Here is a 16,484-nt window from a genome sequence, read left to right on the forward strand (position 1 = left end):
TGGTAAGGACCTGACAATTTTCAACCACCGCCCCCTGTCGAACCCCATGGTCACGCCTTTACCATGCGCGGGTCCGATCTTTGCGTGACGTAGCTCACGTCCGGCTCGCGTCGCGTGCTCGTGCCTGCCCAGCTCCGTCCCCCCCCCCCCAGGAGGCATCGTGGATTCCGCACGACAGTCGGCTACCTCCGGTCCGCCGTCAGCGGCCTCGTACGCCGAGGTGCAGGCGAGCGCGGAGTTCGCCCAACTGCGCCGCTCCCACCGCTCGTTCGCGTTCCCGCTCACCATCGCGTTCATCACCTGGTACCTGCTGTACGTCCTGCTGTCGAACTACGCGGGCGGCTTCATGGACACCAAGGTGGTGGGCCACATCAACGTCGCCCTCGTCTTCGGGCTCGCCCAGTTCGCCACCACCTTCGGCATCGCCGTGTGGTACTCCCGCCACGCGAACGCCAAGCTCGACCCGCACTCCGACGCCATCAAGGCACGCATGGAGAGCGCCCAGGACACCGGTGAGACCGAGAGCACGGAGGCCTCCGCATGACCGCGCCGCACACCATGGCAGCCCAGGTCCTCGCGGCCGGGGCCGGCGACCACCGGACGCTGATCATCAGCCTCTTCTCGGTGTTCGTCGTGGCGACCCTCGGCATCACCGTCTGGGCCGGACGCCAGACCAAGGACGCCACCGACTTCTACGCCGGCGGCCGCTCCTTCAGCGGCTTCCAGAACGGCCTCGCCATCTCCGGCGACTACATGTCGGCCGCCTCGTTCCTCGGCATCGCGGGCTCCATAGCCCTCGTCGGCTACGACGGCTTCCTGTACTCGATCGGCTTCCTCGTCGCCTGGCTGGTGGCGCTGCTGCTGGTCGCCGAACCGCTGCGCAACTCCGGCCGGTTCACCATGGCCGACGCCCTGGCCTTCCGGCTCCGCCAGCGCCCCGTGCGCACCGCCGCGGGCATCTCGACCATCGTTGTCAGCATCTTCTACCTGCTGGCGCAGATGGTCGGCGCCGGCGCCCTGGTGGCGCTGCTGCTCGGCATCACCGGTGAGGGCCCGCGGCGGCTGATCGTCGTCCTCGTCGGCGTCGTCATGGTGCTGTACGTGACGATCGGCGGCATGAAGGGCACCACCTGGGTGCAGATGGTCAAGGCGGTGCTGCTCATCGGCGGCACCCTGCTGATCACCATCCTGGTCTTCACCAAGTTCCACTGGAACCTGTCCACGCTGCTCGGGGCGGCGGCGGAGAAGAGCGGAAAGGGCTCGGCCTTCCTGGAGCCCGGCCTGAAGTACGGCGTCACCGCGACCTCGAAGATCGACTTCATCTCGCTGGGCCTGGCCCTCGTGCTCGGCACCGCCGGACTGCCGCACATCCTGATCCGCTTCTACACCGTCCCCACGGCCCGGGCCGCCCGTACGTCGGTGAACTGGGCGATCGGCATCATCGGCTGCTTCTACCTGATGACCATCGCGCTGGGCTTCGGTGCCGCCGCCCTGCTCACCCCGGAGACCATCACGACCTCCAACGCGGCGGGCAACACCGCGGCCCCCCTGCTGGCCCAGGAGATCGGCGGCGGCGCCGGCTCCACGGGCGGCGCCATCCTCCTCGCGGTGATCTCGGCGGTCGCCTTCGCCACCATCCTGGCCGTGGTCGCGGGGCTCACCCTCGCCTCCTCGTCCTCCTTCGCGCACGACCTGTACGCCAACGTCATCCGCAAGGGGACGGCGAGCGAGAAGGAGGAGGTCGCCGCGGCCAAGATCGCGGCGGTCGCCATCGGGGCCGTCGCCATCCTGCTCGGCATCTTCGCGGGCAAGCTCAACATCGCCTTCCTGGTGGCCCTGGCCTTCGCCGTGGCGGCCTCCGCGAACCTGCCGACGCTGCTCTACAGCCTGTTCTGGAAGCGCTTCAACACCAGTGGCGCGCTGTGGAGCATCTACGGCGGCCTGATCACCTCCGTGGTCCTGGTGGTCTTCTCGCCGGTCGTGTCCGGCAAGGCGACCGCGATGTTCCCCGGTGAGGACTTCCACTGGTTCCCGCTGGAGAACCCGGGCATCGTCTCCATCCCCGTCGGTTTCCTGTTCGGCATCCTGGGCACGCTCCTGTCCAAGCCCGAACCCGACGCCGACAGCAAGTACGCGGAGCTCGAGGTCCGCTCCCTCACCGGAGCCGGAGCGCACTGAAACAGACTGTTGAACGTCAGTGCCGTCCCGTAGGCTGCGAAGTAACGGGACGGCACTGCCGTACCACCGACCCCATCGCAGGAGGGAGCCGCGCCGTGCTGCTGGACACCTACGGCCGGATCGCCACCGACCTGCGGGTCTCCCTGACCGACCGGTGCAATCTGCGCTGCACGTACTGCATGCCGGAAGAAGGGCTCCAGTGGCTCGGGAAGCCCGAGCTGCTCACCGACGACGAGATCGTCCGCCTGGTGCGCATCGCCGTCACCCTGCTCGGGGTCGAGGACGTCCGCTTCACCGGCGGCGAGCCCCTGCTGCGCCCCGGGCTCGTCGGCATCGTGGAGCGCTGCGCCGCCCTCGAACCCCGCCCCAGGCTCTCCCTCACCACCAACGGCGTCGGCCTGGAGCGCACCGCCGCCGCCCTGCGGGCCGCCGGACTGAACCGGGTCAACGTCTCCCTCGACACCCTGCGCCCCGAGGTCTTCCAGGCGCTGACCCGCCGCAAGCGGCACCATGACGTCCTGCGCGGCCTGGAGGCCGCCCGGGAGGCCGGGCTGACCCCCGTCAAGGTCAACAGCGTGCTGATGCGCGGGGTCAACGACGACGAGGCCCCCGACCTGCTGGCCTGGGCCCTCGCGGAGGGTTACGAGCTGCGCTTCATCGAGCAGATGCCCCTCGACGCCCAGCACGGCTGGCAGCGGTCCGACATGGTCACCGCCGAGGAGATCCTCGCGAGCCTGGCCACGAAGTTCGCCCTCACCCCCGAACCCGGCGAGGCACGCGGTCACGCCCCCGCCGAACGCTGGCTGGTCGACGGCGGCCCCGCACGGGTCGGGGTCATCGCCTCCGTCACCCGCCCGTTCTGCCGCGCCTGCGACCGCACCCGCCTGACCGCCGACGGCCAGATACGCAACTGCCTGTTCGCCCGCGAGGAGTCGGACCTGCGCGGCGCGCTGCGCTCCGGTGCGTCCGACGAGGAGATCGCCGCGTCGTGGAAGGCCGCGATGTGGGGCAAGAAGGCCGGCTCCGGCCTCGACGACCCCGCGTTCCTGCAGCCCGACCGCCCGATGTCAGCGATCGGCGGCTGAGTCCCGCCCGGCCGCCGCTTCCTCCCACTCCTCGAAGCGCACGACGTCCTTGAGGAACCCCCGCACGCCCAGGAACGAGGCCAGGTGCTCGCGGTGCTCCTCGCACGCCAGCCAGGTCTTGCGGCGTTCCGGAGTGTGGAGCTTGGGGTTGTTCCAGGCGAGCACCCACACGGCGGGGACGCGGCACCCCTTGGCGGAGCAGATCGGCGATTCGTTGGTCACGAACCCCATCCAAACATGGCGACGCCGGGCAGCCACGGGGGGAGCCGCCCGGCGTCGGTCCGTCGCTCCGACGGGGGATGCGGAGCGCGTACGCAGTATGCCACGCGCAAAGGCCCCCAGTGGAGTGGATACCCATGATTGATCTGAGCTTTTCCTGAGCTTCCAAGGACGCGGAAGGCTCAGCCGCGACCGGAGGAAGAGCCTCCGTCCGCTTCCGTCCCGGCCTCCGCGGGACGCCGCTCCCGCCCCGGTCCCAGCGCCGGGGGGACGACCGGCGGCAGGTGCGAGGAGGGCAGGTTCCGGGCGTTCTCCCGGCCCGCGTTGGCGAGCACCACGGCGATGTAGGGCAGCACCAGCCCGGCGACGAGCGCCACCCACGCCAGCGGGGTCCACACGTGCCACAGGACGACGGCCAGGATGAAGGAAACGGTGCGCACGGACATCGAGATGATGTAGCGGCGCTGCCGGCCCCGGACGTCCTCGGTGAGCCCCGCCGCCGTCCCCGTGATCCGGAAGACCCCGGGGTCACTGTGCTTCCGCATCACGTTCCACCGCCTGCTCGAAGTGCCGGAAGCTCCCATCTCCGTACACCTCCACGTTACGCCCCGTGTCCGCCGCATTCGAGAGCGGGGGGCGGCCTCCGGGTGACGCCCCGGAACCGCCGTACGGCGTATGGCGGTATCCCGCATGCGACGTACCGGCGGCGCGCGGAGACTGACGGCATGAACTGGGTCTGGGCGATCATCGTCGGCATCGTGCTCGGCTTCCTCGCGAAGCTCCTTCTGCCGGGCAGGCAGGACATCCCGTGGTGGCTCACCGTCATCTGCGGCATCCTCGGCGCGTTCCTCGGGAACGCGGTCTCCGGCTGGCTCGGCGTCAAGCACACCTCGGGCATCGACTGGATCCGGCATGTCCTGCAGATCCTGGGCGCCATCCTCATCGTGGCCGTGGTGACGCCGCTGTGGGGCTCGCTCCGCGGCAGACGGCAACGCACCGCCGTCTGACCCCCCGCCGCCTCAGGCGCGATGCTGCCGCAGGAACGCGGCCGGCACCCGGTCGGTGAGCCACACGCCGTTGGCGCTCACCCGGAAGACATGACCGGTGGCGGCCAGTCCCTCGGCATCCACCTCGAGCACCACGGGACGGCCGTGCCGCGACCCCACGCGCACGGCCGTTTCCACGTCCGCCGACAGGTGCACGTCCTGACGCGTCATCGGGCGCAGCCCCTCGGCGAGCACGATCGGCAGGGTCGTGCTCGCGGTGCCGTGGTAGAGGACGGCCGGCGGCTCGGTGGCGGCCAGACCGAGGTCGACCTCCACCGAGTGGCCCTGGCTGGCCCTGATCCGCCGGCCGTCCTGCGAATACGCGAACCGCTTCTTGTTGTTGTTCGCCACGACGTGGTCCAGGTCGGCACGCGCGAAGCGCCGGCCGGCCCGGGCGGACGCGGCCATCAGCACGTCCACGTCCACCCAGCCCCCCTCGTCGAGGGCGATCCCGATCGAACCCGGATCATGCCGCAGCACGCGGGCCAGGAACTTCGAGACCTTGACCGTCTGCTTCTCGTCCATCGCCCACCCCTTGTCCCCGGTCAGACCCCCTGGCTGACCGAACTCATGTTGAAGTCCGGGATCCGCATCGCGGGGAACGCGGCCCGGGTGAACCAGTCGCCCCACTCGCGCGGCAGCGTCCGCTCGGTGCGGCCCACCTCGGTGACCCGGCCCAGCAGGTCCACCGGCGACTCGTTGAACCGGAAGTTGTTGACCACGCCGGTCACCTCGCCGCCCTCCACCAGGTAGACCCCGTCGCGGGTCAGCCCGGTCAGCAGCAGGGTGGCCGGGTCCACCTCGCGGATGTACCACAGGCACGTCAGCAGCAGCCCGCGCCCGGTGTCCGCGACCATCTCCTCCAGCGAGCGCTTGCCGCCGCCGTCGAGGATCAGGTTGCCCCCGACCGGCGTCGTCGGAAGGCCGGTCAGCCCCGCGCTGTGCCGGGTGGTGAACAGCCGCCGCAGCACACCCTCGCGCAGCCAGTCGGTCGGCTCGACCGGCAGGCCGTTGTCGAAGACCGACGAGTCGTCACCCGAGGCGTGCGCGATGACGAACGGCGCCGACTCCAGGCCGGGTTCGCGGGGGTCGCTGCGCAGCGTCAGCGGCAGGTCCGACAGCCGCTCGCCGATCCGCGTGCCCCCGCCGGGCTTGCTGAAGACCGTGCGGCCCTCCGCCGCGTCCCGGGCCGCGGCGCTCCACTGCTGGTAGATCACCAGGTCCGCCACCGCCGACGGCGGCAGCAGCGTCTCGTACCGCCCGGCGGGCAGGTCGATCCGGCGCTCGGCCCAGGCCAGCCGCTGCGCCAGGTCGGCGTCGAGTGCCGCCGGGTCGACGTCGGTGAAGTCGCGGGTGGCCGCGCCGGCCCACGCCGAGCGGGACATGTCTTCCGACTTGGCGTTGATCTCGAGCGTGCCGCTGGGCTGGTCGTGACGCAGGCGCAGGCCCGTCGAGGTGCCCAGGTAGGTGGAGGTGACGCTGTGCTGGGCGAAGCCGTACAGCCGCCGGCCGCCGGCCCGGGCGACCGCGAAGGACTCGCCGAGCGCCGGGGCGAAGGCCGCGAAGACCTCCGAGCCGGTCTCCGCGGGCGGCTCGGTGAAGGAGGCGCTCGCGGGCACCCCCTCGACCAGCGGCTGGGCGTCCTCGGCGGGCCCCGCGTCGCGCGCCGCCGCCTCGGCGGCCCGCACCAGCGGCTCCAGGTCGTCGGCGGTGACCGCGGCCCGCGTCACCACGCCCGATGCGGTGCCCTGCGCGCCGTTCACGGTCGCAATCACCGTGAGGGTGCGGCCGCGGGTCACGCCGTTGGTGGTCAGGGCGTTGCCCGCCCAGCGCAGGTTGGCCGAGGAGTCCTCGTCGGTGATGACCACGCAGCCGTCCGCACGGGACAGTTCCAGGGCCCGCTCGACGATCTCGTGGGGCTTGGACAGGGTGCTCATCGACCGGCCTCCTGCGTGGTGTTGAGGATGTTCACGCCGCGGAAGAGCGCGGACGGGCAGCCGTGCGAGACGGCGGCGACCTGGCCCGGCTGGGCCTTGCCGCAGTTGAAGGCGCCACCGAGGACGTAGGTCTGCGGACCGCCGACGGCCTCCATGGAGCCCCAGAAGTCGGTGGTGGTCGCCTGGTAGGCGACGTCGCGCAGCTGGCCGGCCAGTTCGCCGTTCTCGATCTTGAAGAAGCGCTGCCCGGTGAACTGGAAGTTGTAGCGCTGCATGTCGATGGACCACGAGCGGTCGCCGACGATGTAGATCCCGCGCTCCACGCCGCCGATCAGCTCCCGCGTCGACGGGCCGTCCGGCGCGGGCTGCAGCGACACGTTCGCCATCCGCTGCACCGGCACATGGCCCGGGGAATCGGCGTAGGCGCAGCCGTTGGAGCGCTCGAAGCCGGTCAGCCGGGCGATGCGGCGGTCCAGCTGGTAGCCGACCAGGACGCCGTCCTTGATCAGGTCCCAGGACTGGCCGGCGACGCCCTCGTCGTCGTAGCCGACGGTCGCCAGGCCGTGCTCGGCGGTGCGGTCGCCGGTGACGTTCATGTGCGCGGAGCCGTACTGCAGCGTGCCGAGCTGGTCGAAGGTGGCGAAGGAGGTGCCGGCGTAGGCGGCCTCGTAGCCCAGCGCGCGGTCCAGCTCGGTGGCGTGGCCGATCGACTCGTGGATGGTCAGCCAGAGGTTGGACGGGTCGACCACCACGTCGTACGCGCCCGCCTCCACCGAGGGGGCCGCCATCTTCTCGGCGAGCAGCTCCGGGATCTCCGCGAGCTCCGCGTCCCAGTCCCAGCCCGTGCCGGTCAGGTACTCCCAGCCGCGGCCGGCCGGCGGCGCCAGGGTGCGCATGGAGTCGAACTCGCCGGAGTCCGGGTCCACCGCGACGGCGGTCAGCTGGGGGTGCACCCGCACCCGCTGCTGGGTCGTGGTCGTGCCCCATGTGTCGGCGTAGAACTTGTTCTCGTGGACGGTCATGAGGGAGGCGTCCACGTGCGACACGCCCGGGGCCGCCAGCAGTCTGCCGCTCCACTCGGCCAGCAGAGCGGTCTTGTCGGCATCGGGCACCTCGAAGGGGTCGACGTCGTATGCCGAGACCCAGACCTTGTCGGCGTGCACCGGCTCCGGTGCGAGCTGCACGCGCTCGTCCGAGCCCGCCGCGGCGATCACCTTCGCGGACAGCTTCGCCATGGCGACCGCCTGGCCGGCCACCCGCGCCGCGGCGTCCATCGTCAGGTCCACCCCGGAGGCGAAACCCCAGGCCCCGCCGTGCACCACGCGCACCGCGTAGCCCATGTCCGTCGTGTCCGAGGAACCGGACGGTCTGCCGTCACGCAGCCGCCAGGCCGCGCCGCGCACCCGCTCGAAGCGGAAGTCCGCGTGTTCCGCGCCCAGGGCGCGGGCCCGCGCGAGCGCGGCGTCCGCCAGCGCCCTCAGTGGCAGCGCCAGAAATGACTGATCGACCTCATGGGGCACGACGGCCTCCCCTTCTGCCCGATGCGCCAACGTCGGTGTGCGTCATGTCCTCCGCAGTGAATCATGCCCCTCCGACACCGCCCCCGCCTGCCCTTTTCTGTAGGGACTCGACAGCGAGGCGCACAGGCCCCTGTCGGGGGTCGATTCTCCGTACCGCCGCGTAGGCAGATAGTTTTTGGGTGTACAAGACCACTATGGAAAGGGTGATCCGTTGAGCCGCTCGGTTCTCGTCACCGGAGGAAACCGGGGCATCGGCCTCGCCATCGCCCGGGCCTTCGCCGACGCCGGTGACCAGGTCGCCATCACCTACCGCTCCGGCGAGCCGCCGGCCGGCTTCCTCGCCGTCCGCTGCGACATCACGGATCCCGAGCAGGTCGAGCAGGCCTACAAGGAGATCGAGGAGAAGCACGGCCCGGTCCAGGTGCTGGTGGCCAACGCCGGCGTCACCCGCGACCAGCTGCTGCTGCGCATGTCGGAGGAGGACTTCACCTCCGTCATCGACACCAACCTCACCGGCACCTTCCGCATGGTCAAGCGTGCCTCGAAGGCGATGCTGCGCGCCCGCAAGGGCCGCGTCGTGCTGATCTCCTCGGTGGTGGGCCTGACGGGCCAGGCGGGACAGGCGAACTACGCCGCGTCCAAGGCCGGCCTGGTCGGCTTCGCCCGCTCCCTCGCCCGCGAGCTCGGTTCGCGCAACATCACCGTCAACGTCGTCGCCCCCGGCTTCGTCGACACGGACATGACCCGCGTGCTCACCGACGAGCAGCGCAAGGCCATCGTCGGTCAGGTCCCCGCGGGCCGGTACGCGCAGCCCGAGGAGATCGCCGCCTCGGTCCGCTTCCTCGCCTCCGACGAGGCCGCATACATCACTGGAGCCGTCATTCCCGTGGACGGCGGATTGGGCATGGGTCACTGAGCATGAGCGGAATCCTCGCCGGCAAGCGCGTCCTCATCACGGGCGTGCTGATGGAGTCCTCCATCGCCTTCCACACCGCCAGGCTCGCCCAGGAGCAGGGCGCCGAGATCATCCTCACGGCGTTCCCGCGGCCCACGCTCACCGAGCGCATCGCCAAGAAGCTGCCCAGGCCCGTCAAGGTCATCGAGCTCGACGTCACCAACCAGGAGCACCTGGCCTCCCTGGCCGACGTGGTGCGCGAGGAGCTCGGCGGCCTGGACGGCGTGGTCCACTCCATCGGCTTCGCACCGCAGGACGCGCTCGGCGGCAACTTCCTCAACACCCCGTTCGAGTCCGTCGCCACGGCCATGCACGTCTCCGCGTACTCGCTGAAGGCGCTCACCATGGCGTGCCTGCCGCTGATGCAGGAGGGCGGCTCGGTCGTCGGCCTCACCTTCGACGCCCAGTACGCCTGGCCGCAGTACGACTGGATGGGCCCGGCCAAGGCCGCGCTGGAGGCCACCTCGCGCTACATCGCGCGCGACCTCGGCAAGCAGAACATCCGCTGCAACCTGATCTCGGCGGGCCCGATCGGCTCCATGGCCGCGAAGTCCATCCCGGGCTTCGGCGAGCTCGCGGACGTCTGGAACCACCGCTCCCCCCTGGAGTGGGACGTGGCCGACCCGGAGCCGGCCGGCCGCGGTGTCGTGGCGCTGCTCAGCGACTGGTTCCCCAAGACCACGGGCGAGATCGTGCACGTCGACGGCGGCCTGCACGCGATCGGCGCCTGACGCCGCTCGCGCGTCGCCCGCGTTCCTCGTACGGCCCCGGTGCCGCCTTCGGGCGGGCCGGGGCCGTACGCGCGTTCGGGACCGGTGTCCCCCGTCCGGCCCAGCCGGCCGGGTGGGCCCCGGTGCGTGCCGTCACCATGGGGTTCGGGGCGAGCGGAGGGAGGGCGGATCGTGCGGTTGCGCTTCTGCGCGGTGGCGGCGGCCGCGGCGGCCTCGGTGGTCGCGGGCCCGGCCGCCGCGGCCTGGGCCGCCTCCCAGGCGCCCGCGGACACCGAGTGCCGCACCTCGGTGCAGGGCAGCGAGGGCGTGGCGGTCTGCTTCAACCCCGATCCCGACCTGGACCACGTTCAGCTGCACATCGAGTGCGTCCAGTGGTGGGACCCGGACGTGGACGGCCCCCAGGTCCCGATCGGCCCCGCGGAGACGGTGACGCTGAGCGACCGGTGCTGGGAGGAGATACACAACGTCTGGGTCACCCGTCTGCCGGACGGAAACGGCAGCTGAAGGCGTGGCCCGCGGCCTCCTCCGAGGCCGTCATCGCGTCGCCCTGCCGGATCGCCTCCACCAGCCGGCCGTGGTCCACGTACGTCTCGGCGCTCAGGTCCTCGCCGATGTCGGCGCGGAGGAACTCACGCAGCACCTCGCCCAGGTCGGCGTACAGCTCGGCGATGACCTCATTGTGCGAGGCCGCCACGACCGACAGGTGCAGGGCCGCGTCGGCGTCCACGAACACGTCGGCGCGACCGGCGGACCAGGCGCGCTCACGCCGCGCGAGGGCCGCGTCCAGCTGCCTGAGGTCGCGGTCGGTGCGCCGTGACGCGGCCAGCGACGCCGCGGACGCCTCCAGGGCGCTGCGCAGCTCGGCGACGTGCCGCGGATCGGCGTCGGCGAAGCGGCGGTGCATGACGCCGGCCATCTCGCTCGTCGCCAGCACATAGGTGCCCGATCCCTGGCGGATGTCGAGCAGACCGTTGTGGGCCAGGGCCCGGACGGCCTCGCGGACCGTGTTTCGCGCCACACCGAGCTGCTCGACCAGCTGCGTCTCAGTGGGGATGCGCGAGCCCACCGGCCACTCGCCAGAGGTGATCTGGGCGCGCAGTTGCGTGATCACCTGGTCGGCGAGCACGGACCGCCGCGGCGACGTCAAGGGCATGGACCCTCCTCAATATTCATCCCATCATTCTATGATGGCCCGCATGCGTGACGACGAAGCCACAACGATCGACCCTGCCACGGCAGGACCGACCCTGCCCGTACAGACGTCTGCCGCTCCGCCGAGCATGACGCACGCGCGCGCCCGCACCCGCGTTTTCGTCGCCGTTGCGCTGGTCCTGGCCGCGCTCAACCTGCGACCGGCCATCACGAGCCTCGGCGCGCTCCTGGAGGAGGTCCGCGACGGGCTCGGCATGAGCGGGACCGTCGCCGGACTGCTCACCTCCGTGCCCGCCCTGTGCTTCGCCCTCTTCGGCGTCGCCGCGCCGCGCCTGGCCCGCCGCCGCGGCCCCGGCGCCGTGGTCTGCGGGGGACTGGCCGCCATCGCGCTCGGGCTCGCCCTGCGCCCCTTCGCCGGCGGCACGGCCGTCTTCCTCGCCACCAGCGCCCTGGCGCTGGCCGGCATAGCCGTCGGCAACGTCCTGATGCCCGTGGTCGTCAAGCGCTACTTCCCGGACCGTGTCGGCACCATGACCGGCCTGTACTCGATGGCGCTCTCCCTGGGCACCGCCGTGGCCGCCGCGGCCACCGTCCCGGTGACCCGCGCCCTGGGCGGCAGCTGGCGCGCCGGCCTCGGTGTCTGGGCGGTGGTCGCGGTCGTGGCCGTCGTGCCCTGGCTCGCCCTGGTGCGCGACCGCAGCGGCGCGGGTACCGGTGCCGCGCCCGTCGCGGTCGGCGAGACGCCCGCCCCTGCCGCGGCCGGCCGCATCACCCGCAGCCGTACCGCCTGGGCACTGGCGGTGTACTTCGGGCTCCAGGCCACCGGCGCGTACATCACCATGGGCTGGCTGCCGCAGATCTTCCGCGACGCGGGCATCTCCGCGTCCACGGCCGGGGTGCTGCTCGCCGTCACCATGGTGATGGGTGTGCCGCTGTCCTTCGTGCTGCCCGCGGTAGCGGGGCGGATGCGGCACCAGGGCGGACTGGCCGTGGGCCTCGGCCTGTTCGGGTTCGCCGGGTACGGGGGACTGTGGCTCGCGCCCGCCGGCGCGCCCTGGGTGTGGGCGGTGCTGCTCGGCATCTCCAACTGCTCGTTCCCACTCGCCCTCACCATGATCGGGATGCGGTCGCGCACCGGCACGGGCGTGGTGCGGCTGTCGGCCTTCACACAGTGCACCGGCTACCTGATCTCCATCCCGGGCCCGATCCTGGTCGGCGTCCTCTACCAGCACAGCGGCGGCTGGGACCTGCCCGTGGCCTTCATGCTCGCCCTCCTGGTGCCGCAGATCGCCGCGGGCCTGATGGCCGGCCGCGACCGGTCCGTGGAGGACGAACTCTGACGGATCCGGCGTCCCGGGCGACCCGGATGCCGGCCCGCCGCGGGCCGGTGCGAGACTGGGCCCATGCCCGTGCTCGAGCCCAACCCCCCGCAGCCGCAGAAGAAGCTCCTGATCATCTTCGGCCTCATGCTCGCCGTCCCCGCCCTCGTCGCGGTGATCGCCACCATCGGCGCCAAGTTCGGCTGACCCCGGCTCCCGGCTGCCCGCCTTCGGTTCGGGGCCGGGGGTAGGGACAACCCCACCTCCCCTAGGGGGCCAGGGTCAGGGTCAAGTGGGTGGGCCACCCGATGGGCCGGCGGTCCGCGGTTCCGTAGCGTCGTGGTGCAAGGTCAACCAGCACCCCGCACCTCGGAGGCGGTCCCGTGTCCACGCAGGCTGTTCCCTCGCGCACCCCGCGCCCCCGCACCGTCCGTGCCGCGGCGGCCGGTGCCGCGCAGACGCGCCTGCCCTGGTGGGCGGTCGCGCTCCCCGCCGTCGCCTTCGCCGCGCTGCTCGCGTTCGCCGCCGGCCCCGGCGTCGCGGACGCCTCGGCCGCGGAACCCGCCGCGCGGCTGTTCACCCGGCTCGCCGAGGTGCTCCCGGCACTGCTGCAACACCTGCTGTAACCTCCGCACGCCGTCCGCGATCCGGGCCGCTCCCGCGCCTGCCGGGCGGTTTTCTGGAAAGCTGAGGGTCATGAGCGCAGCTGCATCGCCCCGCCGGATCGTCCTGCTCCGGCACGCCAAGGCCGATTGGCCCGCCGTTCCCGATCACGAGCGGCCGCTGGCCGACCGTGGGCGCAAGGAGGCGCCGGTCGCCGGCCGCAGGCTCATGGAGCTGGACATCCCGTTCGATCTGACCCTCTGCTCCTCGGCCGTCCGCACCCGCGAGACATGGAAGCTCGTCGCCCACGAACTTCCCCACCGCCCCCGGACCGTCTACGAGGAGCGGCTGTACGACGCCACCCTCGGAGACCTGCTCGCGCTGCTCAACGAGACCCCCGAGGACGTCGACGACCTGCTGCTGGTGGGCCACAACCCGGGTGTCCACGCCCTCGCCGACGCCCTCGCCGGCACCAGTGAGGGGGACGCGCTCGCGCGGATCCACCGCACCGGCTTCCCCACCGCGGCGATCGCCGTGATCACCTTCACCGGCCCCTGGAAGACGGTCGAGCACGGCGTGGGGCGCCTGGTCGAGTTCTGGTCCCCGCACGACTGAGCGCTCCCACGGGCCCGCCGCGACGGCGGGCCCGCGAGGACGGTCGCTACGCCTCCACCGCGCCGTCGAGCGCGTCGGCCGCCTCGACCTCTTCGCGCGTGATGCCCAGCAGATAGAGCACGGTGTCCAGGAACGGCACATTGACCGCGGCGTCGGCCGCCTCCCGCACCACCGGCTTGGCGTTGAACGCCACACCGAGCCCCGCGGCGTTGAGCATGTCGAGGTCGTTCGCCCCGTCGCCGATCGCCACGGTCTGGTCGAGGGGCACCCCGGCCTCCGCCGCGAAGCGCCGCAGTAGCCGCGCCTTGCCCGCACGGTCCACGATCTCCCCGACCACGCGCCCGGTGAGGCGCCCGTCGACGATCTCCAAGGTGTTGGCGGCCGCGAAGTCCAGCCCCAGCCGCTCCTTGAGGTCGTCCGTGACCTGCGTGAAACCGCCCGAGACGACGCCGACCTGGTAACCCAGGCGCTTGAGCGTGCGGATCAGGGTGCGGGCGCCGGCCGTCAGCCGGACCTCCTGGCGCACCTTGTCCACCACGGACGCGTCCAGCCCCGCCAGCAGCGCCACCCGCGCGTGCAGTGACTGCTCGAAGTCCAGCTCGCCCCGCATCGCCCGTGCCGTCACCTCGGCGACCTCCTCCTCGCAGCCGGCGTGCGCCGCGAAGAGCTCGATCACCTCGTCCTGGATGACGGTGGAGTCCACGTCCATGACCACCAGCCGCCGGGCCCTGCGCTGCAGCCCCGACGACACCACCGCCACGTCCACCCCGCGCTGGTGCGCCTCCAGGGCGAGCACCGGGCGCAGCGCGTCCGTCGCGACCCCCGACACCGCGAACTCCACGGCCGTCACCGGGTACTTCGCGAGGCGGAAGATACGGTCGATGTTGCCGCCCACCGCGGTGATGCGGGTCGCTATGGCCGCCGTCGACTCCGCGGTGAGCGGGTGCCCGAGCACGGTCACATGGGAGCGGCCCTCGCCGCGCGGCCGGTTGTCGCCGATACCGGAGATGATCTCGGCCTGCAGCCGCACCGACTCGGCCCAGGAGTGCACCGTCGCCCGCAGGGCGCCCTCCACACCCGGCCCGGTGGGCGCGGTGACCAGCGCGCAGAGCACGATGCGGCCACGGGTGACGACCTGCTCGATGTCGACCACATCCACCTGGAAGCCGGCCAGGGTCTCGAAGAGCCCGGCGGTGAGGCCCGGCCGGTCCTTACCGAAGATCTTGACCAGGAGGGTCGGCACGTTGACGGCGGGGGTGGTGATCGCCTGCGATGCGTCGTTCATGGTGACACCACCGTATCGGGCTGCCGGACCCGTACGGAGACGCGTCCCGCCTGCCGGACAGTGCCGGTGGTCAGCGGCGCTGCCCCGGCGCGCCGGGGGGCGGCGGATTGTGCGGGGGCGGCCCCGGGGCCCGGCCCGGCGGCGGCCCGGGCGGCGGGGGCAGCGGCATCCCGGTGACCGTGCGCGCCGAGTGCGGGGCGTCGGAGGGAGGCGACTCCTTGTACGGGTTGGGCTGCTCCTCGTGCGGCTGGTAGCCGGGGCTGGGGAGGTAGGGGCCGGGCTCGTAGGCGATGCCCGGATAGGTGCGCCCGGAGTCGTGCGGGCCCGTGGGCGCGGGGGCCGCCGGCCGGGCCGGAACCGGATGTGCTCCGGCGGGGCTGTGTCCCGTCGGCCCCGTCGGATTTGTCGGGCCCGCCGACACGTACGGCGACACCCTGCGCCCGGCCGTGCCCGTCGCCAGTGCCAGCAGCGCCCCCGCCCCACCTGCCGCGGCGCCCCAGGCCGCGCCCAGGAGCAGCGCGAGCGGCATGCTGCCGTGCAGGTCGATCCCGGCACCCACGGCGTCGAAGCCGAACACCGACAGCCCCGCGTCCACCGAGACGCCGGTGAGCAGCACCAGCAGCGGGAAGGCGAGCGCGGTGACCGCCCCGAGGCTCAGCGCGCACCGCCCGGCGTACCCCGCCCGCGACAGGCCCCGCAAGGGCGTGCGGGCCGCGGCCAGTGCCCCGGCCGCCAGCATCATCAGGGCGACGGCCACCGTCAGCAGCCAGACCCGGTGGTCGAGTTCGGCCAGGCGCCCCATGGTCACCGGTTCCTGGGCCCCGCCCGTCAGCAACCTGTCGAGGGGGTCGGGCAGCACCTTGGCGAGCTCACCGGTGGCCGTGCCCTTCCAGGGGACGAACAACCCCAGGGGCACCGCCAGCCAGACCCCATTGGGCGCGCCCAGGAGCGCCGCGCCGGCGATCCGTTTCGGATCGTCCTCGGTGGCCGCCGCGTAGCCGGCCGCCGCGCACCCGGCGACCACGGCCAGCAGCAGCACCCAGCGCAGCGCCGAGGCCGCCGGGCGCACGACCGTGTGCACCGCCTCCATGCCGGGCGGCAGCGGGGTGCGCCGCGAGGCGAGCAGCGACAGCAGCAGCACGGCCAGCACCCACAGCAGGCCGCCCAGCAGGGAGCGGCCGGTGTCCACGTGGAAGCTCACCGACGCCTTGGCGTCGATAAGGTCCTTCAGCCCGTCGCCCAGCCCGCCGCCGATGTCGCCGATCCCCGGCAGCTGGTCGATCAGCCCGCCGCCCCCGCCGGAGCCCTTGCCGGCGCCCAGCGCCGCCCCGTCGATGGCGATGGTGTCCTCGCCCGCCCAGCCCAGGACGCCGAGGAGCACCACGAACAGAACGGCCACCGTCCCGGCGCGCGCGAGGAGTTCGCCGGCCGGGACCGTGACGCCCGCCCCGCGCAGCGAGCGCAGGAAGACCCAGGCCAGGAGCAGCGCCCCGACCAGGCCGACGCCCAGCGGCATGATGTCGATCGCGCCGGCCGCGCCCGCCCCGTCGAGCCCGAACACCGCGACGTCCCCGGACGGGCTCACCTTGCCGCCCACCGCCATGGCCACCACCGCTGCCGTCATGGGCCCGAGCGAGCCCGCGGTGTCCGCACCGAGCAGATGGAGCCCGAGCGCCGCCACGCCCACCATCGCCAGGTACGCCCAGCTGACGGCCGCGATCGCGGACAGCAGGACGCTGCCCCAGGGGATCGGCCGCGGCGGTTGCCGGGGCGCGGCGGATGGTGGAGTGGAGGTGTACGTCGTCATGCCCGCCCCCGAGGTGTCGCGTCCGGACCGCC

19 protein-coding genes are annotated in these 16,484 nt (G+C 72.5%); 11 read left to right on the forward strand and 8 right to left on the reverse strand.

Translation table 11 applies throughout. The annotated features are described in order from the left end of the window. Positions 1-220 precede the first annotated feature (220 nt). The 3 genes from ABZ883_RS32010 to moaA all read left to right on the forward strand — a co-directional run bounded on the left by ABZ883_RS32010 (position 221) and on the right by moaA (position 3,263). The gene (locus ABZ883_RS32010) at positions 221-544 is read left to right on the forward strand and encodes a DUF485 domain-containing protein (protein WP_360912453.1); all 324 of its coding nucleotides are present in this window, start codon (positions 221-223) and stop codon (positions 542-544) included. After that, entirely contained in the window at positions 541-2,178 is a 1,638-nt protein-coding gene (locus ABZ883_RS32015) for a cation acetate symporter (RefSeq protein ID WP_360912380.1), read from the forward strand. Before ABZ883_RS32010 ends, ABZ883_RS32015 begins: the two co-directional genes overlap by 4 nt. A 95-nt stretch (positions 2,179-2,273) precedes the next feature. Further along, positions 2,274-3,263, forward strand: a complete 990-nt coding sequence (gene moaA / locus ABZ883_RS32020; RefSeq protein ID WP_360912382.1) for a GTP 3',8-cyclase MoaA — start codon at positions 2,274-2,276, stop codon at positions 3,261-3,263. On the opposite strand, the gene ABZ883_RS32025 is transcribed toward moaA, so the two are convergent. Next, positions 3,246-3,494, reverse strand: a complete 249-nt coding sequence (locus tag ABZ883_RS32025; RefSeq protein ID WP_360912384.1) for a hypothetical protein — start codon at positions 3,492-3,494, stop codon at positions 3,246-3,248. The two genes, moaA and ABZ883_RS32025, sit on opposite strands and share 18 nt — an antisense overlap. A gap of 170 nt (positions 3,495-3,664) precedes the next feature. After that, positions 3,665-4,027: a DUF3099 domain-containing protein gene (locus ABZ883_RS32030; RefSeq protein ID WP_360912386.1), complete on the reverse strand. Its 363-nt coding sequence runs from the start codon at positions 4,025-4,027 to the stop codon at positions 3,665-3,667. A gap of 180 nt (positions 4,028-4,207) precedes the next feature. On the opposite strand from ABZ883_RS32030, the gene ABZ883_RS32035 reads away from it, so the two are divergent. Continuing rightward, the gene (locus ABZ883_RS32035) at positions 4,208-4,489 is read left to right on the forward strand and encodes a GlsB/YeaQ/YmgE family stress response membrane protein (protein ID WP_360912388.1); all 282 of its coding nucleotides are present in this window, start codon (positions 4,208-4,210) and stop codon (positions 4,487-4,489) included. A 12-nt stretch (positions 4,490-4,501) separates the two neighbouring features. Here ABZ883_RS32035 and ABZ883_RS32040 read toward each other — a convergent pair whose 3' ends face one another. From ABZ883_RS32040 to ABZ883_RS32050, 3 genes are read right to left on the reverse strand one after another with little or no spacing between them, the layout of a single operon-like run. Continuing rightward, a complete protein-coding gene (locus ABZ883_RS32040) occupies positions 4,502-5,053 on the reverse strand; it encodes an RNA 2'-phosphotransferase (RefSeq protein WP_360912390.1) in 552 nt (183 codons plus the stop codon). Between the two features lie 20 nt (positions 5,054-5,073). After that, on the reverse strand, positions 5,074-6,465 hold the full coding sequence (locus ABZ883_RS32045; RefSeq protein ID WP_360912392.1) for a metallopeptidase TldD-related protein: 1,392 nt from the start codon (positions 6,463-6,465) through the stop codon (positions 5,074-5,076). Then, positions 6,462-7,985: a TldD/PmbA family protein gene (locus ABZ883_RS32050; RefSeq protein ID WP_360912394.1), complete on the reverse strand. Its 1,524-nt coding sequence runs from the start codon at positions 7,983-7,985 to the stop codon at positions 6,462-6,464. Before ABZ883_RS32050 ends, ABZ883_RS32045 begins: the two co-directional genes overlap by 4 nt. Positions 7,986-8,196: 211 nt before the next feature. On the opposite strand from ABZ883_RS32050, the gene fabG reads away from it, so the two are divergent. The 3 genes from fabG (at position 8,197) to ABZ883_RS32065 (ending at position 10,175) form a co-directional block, all read left to right on the forward strand. Continuing rightward, the gene (gene fabG, locus ABZ883_RS32055) at positions 8,197-8,901 is read left to right on the forward strand and encodes a 3-oxoacyl-[acyl-carrier-protein] reductase (protein WP_360912396.1); all 705 of its coding nucleotides are present in this window, start codon (positions 8,197-8,199) and stop codon (positions 8,899-8,901) included. 2 nt (positions 8,902-8,903) lie between these two features. Continuing rightward, on the forward strand, positions 8,904-9,671 hold the full coding sequence (gene fabI / locus ABZ883_RS32060) for an enoyl-ACP reductase FabI (RefSeq protein WP_360912398.1): 768 nt from the start codon (positions 8,904-8,906) through the stop codon (positions 9,669-9,671). Positions 9,672-9,842: 171 nt separating this feature from the next. Beyond that, positions 9,843-10,175 (forward strand): hypothetical protein, encoded by a 333-nt coding sequence (locus ABZ883_RS32065; RefSeq protein ID WP_360912400.1) that lies wholly within the window; start codon positions 9,843-9,845, stop codon positions 10,173-10,175. Here the strand turns inward: ABZ883_RS32065 and ABZ883_RS32070 are convergent. Further along, positions 10,144-10,824: an FCD domain-containing protein gene (locus ABZ883_RS32070; protein ID WP_360912402.1), complete on the reverse strand. Its 681-nt coding sequence runs from the start codon at positions 10,822-10,824 to the stop codon at positions 10,144-10,146. The genes ABZ883_RS32065 and ABZ883_RS32070 overlap by 32 nt on opposite strands. A gap of 43 nt (positions 10,825-10,867) precedes the next feature. On the opposite strand from ABZ883_RS32070, the gene ABZ883_RS32075 reads away from it, so the two are divergent. The 4 genes from ABZ883_RS32075 to ABZ883_RS32090 all read left to right on the forward strand — a co-directional run bounded on the left by ABZ883_RS32075 (position 10,868) and on the right by ABZ883_RS32090 (position 13,360). Further along, positions 10,868-12,163 carry an MFS transporter gene (locus ABZ883_RS32075; RefSeq protein WP_360912404.1) on the forward strand — a complete coding sequence of 432 codons (1,296 nt, stop codon included), beginning with the start codon at positions 10,868-10,870 and terminating at the stop codon, positions 12,161-12,163. A gap of 63 nt (positions 12,164-12,226) precedes the next feature. Then, positions 12,227-12,349 (forward strand): SGM_5486 family transporter-associated protein, encoded by a 123-nt coding sequence (locus ABZ883_RS32080; protein ID WP_319661286.1) that lies wholly within the window; start codon positions 12,227-12,229, stop codon positions 12,347-12,349. A gap of 176 nt (positions 12,350-12,525) precedes the next feature. Continuing rightward, positions 12,526-12,768 (forward strand): hypothetical protein, encoded by a 243-nt coding sequence (locus tag ABZ883_RS32085; protein ID WP_360912406.1) that lies wholly within the window; start codon positions 12,526-12,528, stop codon positions 12,766-12,768. A 70-nt stretch (positions 12,769-12,838) separates the two neighbouring features. Further along, positions 12,839-13,360 carry a histidine phosphatase family protein gene (locus ABZ883_RS32090; RefSeq protein ID WP_360912408.1) on the forward strand — a complete coding sequence of 174 codons (522 nt, stop codon included), beginning with the start codon at positions 12,839-12,841 and terminating at the stop codon, positions 13,358-13,360. 46 nt (positions 13,361-13,406) lie between these two features. Here ABZ883_RS32090 and serB read toward each other — a convergent pair whose 3' ends face one another. After that, entirely contained in the window at positions 13,407-14,645 is a 1,239-nt protein-coding gene (serB, locus tag ABZ883_RS32095) for a phosphoserine phosphatase SerB (protein WP_360912410.1), read from the reverse strand. Positions 14,646-14,715: 70 nt separating this feature from the next. After that, complete coding sequence (locus tag ABZ883_RS32100) at positions 14,716-16,452, reverse strand: streptophobe family protein (RefSeq protein ID WP_360912412.1); 1,737 nt, start codon at positions 16,450-16,452, stop codon at positions 14,716-14,718. Positions 16,453-16,484 lie beyond the last annotated feature (32 nt).

Source organism: Streptomyces sp. NPDC046977, from assembly GCF_040644455.1.
GTDB lineage: Bacteria > Actinomycetota > Actinomycetes > Streptomycetales > Streptomycetaceae > Actinacidiphila.

Bases quoted from the DNA above. Each gene is read 5' to 3' on its own strand.
- ABZ883_RS32015 (WP_360912380.1), top strand. From the start codon at position 541: ATGACCGCGCCGCACACCATGGCAGCCCAGGTCCTCGCGGCCGGGGCC.
- ABZ883_RS32025 (WP_360912384.1), bottom strand. From the start codon at position 3,494: ATGGGGTTCGTGACCAACGAATCGCCGATCTGCTCCGCCAAGGGGTGC.
- ABZ883_RS32030 (WP_360912386.1), bottom strand. From the start codon at position 4,027: ATGCGGAAGCACAGTGACCCCGGGGTCTTCCGGATCACGGGGACGGCG.
- ABZ883_RS32035 (WP_360912388.1), top strand. From the start codon at position 4,208: ATGAACTGGGTCTGGGCGATCATCGTCGGCATCGTGCTCGGCTTCCTC.
- ABZ883_RS32040 (WP_360912390.1), bottom strand. From the start codon at position 5,053: ATGGACGAGAAGCAGACGGTCAAGGTCTCGAAGTTCCTGGCCCGCGTG.
- ABZ883_RS32045 (WP_360912392.1), bottom strand. From the start codon at position 6,465: ATGAGCACCCTGTCCAAGCCCCACGAGATCGTCGAGCGGGCCCTGGAA.
- fabI (WP_360912398.1), top strand. From the start codon at position 8,904: ATGAGCGGAATCCTCGCCGGCAAGCGCGTCCTCATCACGGGCGTGCTG.
- ABZ883_RS32070 (WP_360912402.1), bottom strand. From the start codon at position 10,824: ATGCCCTTGACGTCGCCGCGGCGGTCCGTGCTCGCCGACCAGGTGATC.
- ABZ883_RS32075 (WP_360912404.1), top strand. From the start codon at position 10,868: ATGCGTGACGACGAAGCCACAACGATCGACCCTGCCACGGCAGGACCG.
- ABZ883_RS32080 (WP_319661286.1), top strand. From the start codon at position 12,227: ATGCCCGTGCTCGAGCCCAACCCCCCGCAGCCGCAGAAGAAGCTCCTG.
- ABZ883_RS32090 (WP_360912408.1), top strand. From the start codon at position 12,839: ATGAGCGCAGCTGCATCGCCCCGCCGGATCGTCCTGCTCCGGCACGCC.
- serB (WP_360912410.1), bottom strand. From the start codon at position 14,645: ATGAACGACGCATCGCAGGCGATCACCACCCCCGCCGTCAACGTGCCG.
- ABZ883_RS32100 (WP_360912412.1), bottom strand. From the start codon at position 16,452: ATGACGACGTACACCTCCACTCCACCATCCGCCGCGCCCCGGCAACCG.